General features: G+C 37.1%; 6 protein-coding genes, 1 other RNA gene and 1 pseudogene. 6 read left to right on the top strand and 2 right to left on the bottom strand.

Features of this window, described 5'->3' with window-relative positions; genetic code table 11:
- Both IKV95_RS05865 and recU read right to left on the bottom strand, forming a co-directional pair.
- On the bottom strand, nt 1-209 hold a 209-nt coding region (locus tag IKV95_RS05865; RefSeq protein WP_287451501.1), incomplete at its 3' end, for a hypothetical protein.
- A 19-nt stretch (nt 210-228) separates the two neighbouring features.
- Complete coding sequence (gene recU, locus IKV95_RS05870; RefSeq protein WP_029092606.1) at nt 229-837, bottom strand: Holliday junction resolvase RecU; 609 nt, start codon at nt 835-837, stop codon at nt 229-231.
- 202 nt (nt 838-1,039) lie between these two features.
- On the opposite strand from recU, the gene IKV95_RS05875 reads away from it, so the two are divergent.
- From IKV95_RS05875 to IKV95_RS05900, 6 genes and pseudogenes are all read left to right on the top strand, one after another.
- The gene (locus IKV95_RS05875; RefSeq protein WP_069128898.1) at nt 1,040-1,396 is read left to right on the top strand and encodes a DUF1798 family protein; all 357 of its coding nucleotides are present in this window, start codon (nt 1,040-1,042) and stop codon (nt 1,394-1,396) included.
- Nucleotides 1,390-1,941 (top strand): SLOG family protein, encoded by a 552-nt coding sequence (locus tag IKV95_RS05880; protein WP_029092604.1) that lies wholly within the window; start codon nt 1,390-1,392, stop codon nt 1,939-1,941. Before IKV95_RS05875 ends, IKV95_RS05880 begins: the two co-directional genes overlap by 7 nt.
- A gap of 140 nt (nt 1,942-2,081) precedes the next feature.
- Entirely contained in the window at nt 2,082-2,396 is a 315-nt protein-coding gene (gene gpsB / locus IKV95_RS05885; protein ID WP_029092603.1) for a cell division regulator GpsB, read from the top strand.
- Between the two features lie 50 nt (nt 2,397-2,446).
- Nucleotides 2,447-2,816, top strand: an RNA gene (rnpB, locus tag IKV95_RS05890) — RNase P RNA component class B.
- A gap of 190 nt (nt 2,817-3,006) precedes the next feature.
- On the top strand, nt 3,007-4,161 hold the full coding sequence (locus tag IKV95_RS05895) for a THUMP domain-containing class I SAM-dependent RNA methyltransferase (RefSeq protein ID WP_036027758.1): 1,155 nt from the start codon (nt 3,007-3,009) through the stop codon (nt 4,159-4,161).
- 25 nt (nt 4,162-4,186) lie between these two features.
- Nucleotides 4,187-4,867 (top strand): annotated as a pseudogene (locus IKV95_RS05900) (carboxypeptidase M32); the annotation flags it as partial.

Consider the following 4,867-nt stretch of genomic DNA (forward strand, 5'->3'; position numbering starts at 1 on the left):
ATTTTTGGTGCAGTATCAGCATATGTTTTGAAAACAATGAGGCCAGCGGTGATACCTACAATCATCAGTGCTAACATCGTGAAGACCAACCATTTTATTGCTCTCCATAGAATGCTTTGTTGTTTATTTTGTTTTTGTTGTTTCTTTTTAGCGGGTTGTTTTTTGTTGCTTTGATTCTTTTGAACCCGTGTTTGTGTTTGGTCCGACATTTAAAAAATTCCTCTCTGTTTACAAGTGATAGACGTTTTTAATCACTTGAATGTAATCTACTCTTGGGTGGTAGCCTAAAATAATTGGATGCCCAGTTGCTTCTATTTCTTTAAGTGCAATTGATTTCCGACCATCGTTAAGCATCCGCTGCCAATAGTAATGTAGTTGTTTGATATCTAATAGATAGGTTGATGATAAGTTTGTGAAGCGGATAATAACAAAGGCGATGCCGGACTGTTCATGGACTTGAAGCATGTGTTTTAATTGATGCTCATGGATATTTTTCAGTGGGAAAGCAGTGCTACTTGTGGTTTCTTTGGCTTCGAAATCAATATACTTTCCTTTAAAGACACCGTTGTAGTCCGTAGTAGACGCTTGTGAAAAATAGGCCTCCGTAATCAATGCTTGTGAACGACTAGGATATTTAACTTTCACAATTTTAATAGGAGTAGGTTTTTTATGTACTACCGCTATGTTGTGAGCTAAATAATAACGATTGCTGTCGTTAAGGTCATCTTCTAAGCTCATCCCACGCTTTGAATGGCTCATTTTTTTTAAGCTTGTTAATTTTTTTGGGGTAGTAGTTAAGGGTGTGTATTTTTTCCCGTTTGAATAATTGATTGTCATACACAAACCTCCCCATCTTAATTTAATAGCAATATCATCTATTGTACCAAAAAAAAAGTAAAAAAGAGAGATTTAACCCTAAATTTAGAATAAATCGTATAATTTTAGCATGCATAACTACATTGTAAGACGAGTAATGATATTATAGAAGAAAGTTATTATAAAATAAAGTGAGATAAGTTATAAAGGGGTTTTGATGAAAATGATAGAAAAACAAATACAAGCTGTTTTAGATGGTATAAAAGAGGTTGAAGCTATCAAAAAACGAGCAGAAAATGGCGAGACGTTCGATTTTAGAACGGATATTGAACCATTTGTAAATCGTATGTCAGAAATAGCTGAAATTTATAAAAAAGAAGGTGTTGGTTATATTCAAAAAACACCAGTAAAGTATATGTCAGACGCACAGATCATTACAGCGGGTGACAATTTAAAAAGATTAGCTGTGAGTTGTTTTGCTCCTAAAGTGAATGAAACACAGTATAATCGTCATATTTATGCGGTGACATATACACAAGAACGCTTTTTAGAAGGACTTACTGGTGGTGAATTATTGTGAAACGAGTGGCTATCACAGGATATAAATCGTTTGAATTGGGTATATTTAAAGATAACGACCCTAGTGTAACGATTATCAAAAAAGTAATCCAACAGCGTCTTGAACAGTATATTGATGAAGGGTTAGAGTGGGTCATTATTTCAGGACAACTGGGCATTGAACTATGGGCTGGACAAGTGGTCATTGAACTGAAAAAAGAGTACCCGGAGTTACAATTGGCGATAATAGCACCTTTCATTGAACAAGACAGTAAATGGAACGAAACCAATAAATTAGCATACTCAACCCTGATTAATGCAGCAGACTATACGAATAGTGTCTCTCATTCACCGTATGAGTCACCACAACAATTTCGTGATAAAGATGTTTTTCTTATCAAAAACACGGATGGTGCTTTAGTCATTTATGATGAAGAACAAGAAGGTGGACCAAAATTTATTTTGAAATTGATGGCAAAATATGCAGAAACAACCGATTATATTATTGACCAAGTTGATTTTTTTCAACTACAAGATATTGCGTCAGGTGATGGGTTTATTGATTGAATTAAGGGCAAAACATTGACATCGTCGTTGATTTTTGGAAAAATAGAGTTATGATAAGCATATAGACGTTAATTTAGAGAAATATAAAAATATCGATATTAATAAAATGTGTTTAATAAAATGATAAAGGTGGTTATGATATGCCAGTAGAAAAATTCAACTTAACATCTCAAGAAATTTTAGACAAAGAATTCAAAACCGGTATGCGCGGTTACTCTGCAGAAGAAGTAGATCAATTTTTAGATTTGGTCATCAAAGATTATAATACTTATAATGATGAAATCAAACAATTAAAAGCCTCTATATCTCGTTTAGAACAACGCTTGAGTACTGAAACTCCTGTTGTTAAAGAAACTGTTGAGGCTCCAGAACAACAAGGAACAACTAATTATGATATTTTAAAACGATTGTCTAATTTAGAACGTCATGTTTTTGGCAGCAAAATGAACGATTAATACAAATAAACCTTGCAATTTCGCACAGTAGTTTTATAATTAAGGATGTAGTATTCGGGTAATCGCTGGAATAGCAATGTTTCAGAGGAAAGTCCATGCTCGCACGGTACTGAAATGTCCGTAGTGTTTGTGCTCGGTGAAAAAATAAGCCGAGGCCCGCTTAGGCGGTGATGGCGAGTGACACACCTAAGTCTTTGATATGGTGTTAGCTCTGAAAGTGCCACAGTGACGTAGTCTTTTTGGAAACAAAGAGAGTGGAACGAGGTAAACCCCACAAGCGAGCAACCCAAATTTTGGTAGGGGCACTTTGTTCACGGAATAACAACGTAGAACAGAGGCGAATAGTTCGTAGACAGATGGTTATCGCTCTTGTATCCGTTAAACCTGGCGGTATAGGAGTACAAAACATGGCTTATAGAATACTACATCAGGTTTTTAATTAACAAAAACGTCAGTAGTAACTGGCATTCAAATATCACGCCCGAACCTAGTTTGGACATAGTCCTTCGCGTATCCATGTGAAGGACTTTTATATTGTGTTGAGACCGAAGTGGATTTTTATCTGTGACGGGTTAAAATAGAGATAAAAGAGAAGAAAGTGGGAAAATACATGTCGAAAAAATATCAGTTAGTTGCCACAGCAGCATCGGGTTTAGAAGCTGTAGTTGGGCAAGAAATGCGTCATTTAGGTATTGAACATAAGGTTGAGAACGGGAAGGTTTATTTTTCAGGGGATGAGCATACAATCGCGAAAGCCAATTTATGGTTACGTGTAGCCGATCGTGTGAAGATTATTATTGGAACGTTTAAAGCAACAACATTTGATGAATTATTTGAACAAACAAAAGCATTACCATGGGAAGATTATTTGCCGCTTGATGCCGCTTTTCCAGTTGCGGGTAAAAGTGTCAAATCAACACTTTATAGTGTCCCAGATTGCCAAGCAATTACTAAAAAAGCAATTGTTGATCGCTTGAGTACTGTGTATCATCGCTCATCACGTCTTACTGAAACGGGCTCGCTTTTTAAATTAGAAGTGGCAATTTTAAAAGATGAAGTAACATTGACGCTCGATACTTCAGGTGCTGGCTTGCATAAACGTGGGTATCGTGTGGCGCAAGGTGGCGCACCGTTGAAAGAAACAATGGCAGCAGCGTTAGTATTGCTTACTAACTGGCACCCAGACCGTCCATTCGTTGACCCGCTTTGTGGATCAGGAACATTAGCTATTGAAGCAGCTTTAATTGGACAAAACATCGCACCAGGGTTTAATCGTGAATTTGCTTGTGAAGCATGGGATTGGATGCCTAAATCTGTCTTTGAAAAAGCTCGACTTGAAGCAGAAGAAGCTGCAAACTATGATCAGGTCTTGAATATCAAAGGCCGCGATATTGATCATCAAATGATTAAGGTCGCAACACAAAATGCAATTGAAGCCGGTTTAGGAGATATTATCGACTTCAAACAAATGCAAGTGCGTGATTTTTCAGACGATGCAGAAGCTTATGGTGTTATTGCAACCAACCCGCCTTATGGTGAACGTTTGTCAGATGAACCAGGCATCATTGAAATATACCGTGATATGGGAGCGTCGTTTAAACAATTAACTAATTGGTCTTTCTATGTATTAACATCGTATGAAGATTTTGAAATTGCTTTTGGTAAACGCGCAACCAAAAAACGTAAATTGTATAATGGTTTCTTACGTACTGACTATTATCAATTCTGGGGCCCACGCCCTAAACGTCCACAAAGAGATGCATAAAATATAATTTCAAGGAGTGAGTAGGATGACGGAAATAAAAACGGTAAGTATCAATTTCACTAAACAATGTCAGACCATTAAATCATATGAAGAAGCTTTAGCGCTTGTCTATTGGGATATGCGTACAGGGATTCCTCCCAAAGGAACGCAACAGCGTTCTGAAGTTGTTGGTCTTTTATCAGCAGAGATTTTTCGTTTATCTACTGCTCCTGAATTTATGAAAAACCTAACGTTTTTAAAGACAGTGCGAGATGAAGTAGAGCCATTAGTTCAAGCGCTAGTAATTGAGATGTCTAAAAAGGCCGCGTTATTTGAAGCGATCCCTGCTGATGAATATGCAGCATATGCTGTTTTGCAATCAAAAGCAGAAGCTGCTTGGTCAGAAGCACGCGACCAGTCAGATTATAAGATTTTCCAACCACATCTAGAAGAAATTATTGCGTACAAGAAAAAATTCATTGGTTATTGGGGCAAAAAAGCAACCGCCTATGATACACTACTAGATCAATTCGAACCAGGAATGACCGTAGCCATCCTTGACGAGGTTTTTGCAGAGGTTCGTGAAGCAGTGATTGCTTTACTTAAACAAACGCAAGCTGCGCCACATCAGCCTAAGTCTAATTTGCTGGAACGTTCATTTGCCAAGGATAAACAAATTGCGTTTAGCCGTGAAATATTGACTAAAATGGGTTTTGATTTTGAAGCG

The organism is Brochothrix sp. (assembly GCF_017549435.1).
Classification (GTDB): Bacteria; Bacillota; Bacilli; order Lactobacillales; family Listeriaceae; genus Brochothrix; species Brochothrix thermosphacta.

Bases quoted from the DNA above. Each gene is read 5' to 3' on its own strand.
- recU (WP_029092606.1), bottom strand. From the start codon at position 837: ATGACAATCAATTATTCAAACGGGAAAAAATACACACCCTTAACTACT.
- IKV95_RS05875 (WP_069128898.1), top strand. From the start codon at position 1,040: ATGATAGAAAAACAAATACAAGCTGTTTTAGATGGTATAAAAGAGGTT.
- gpsB (WP_029092603.1), top strand. From the start codon at position 2,082: ATGCCAGTAGAAAAATTCAACTTAACATCTCAAGAAATTTTAGACAAA.
- IKV95_RS05895 (WP_036027758.1), top strand. From the start codon at position 3,007: ATGTCGAAAAAATATCAGTTAGTTGCCACAGCAGCATCGGGTTTAGAA.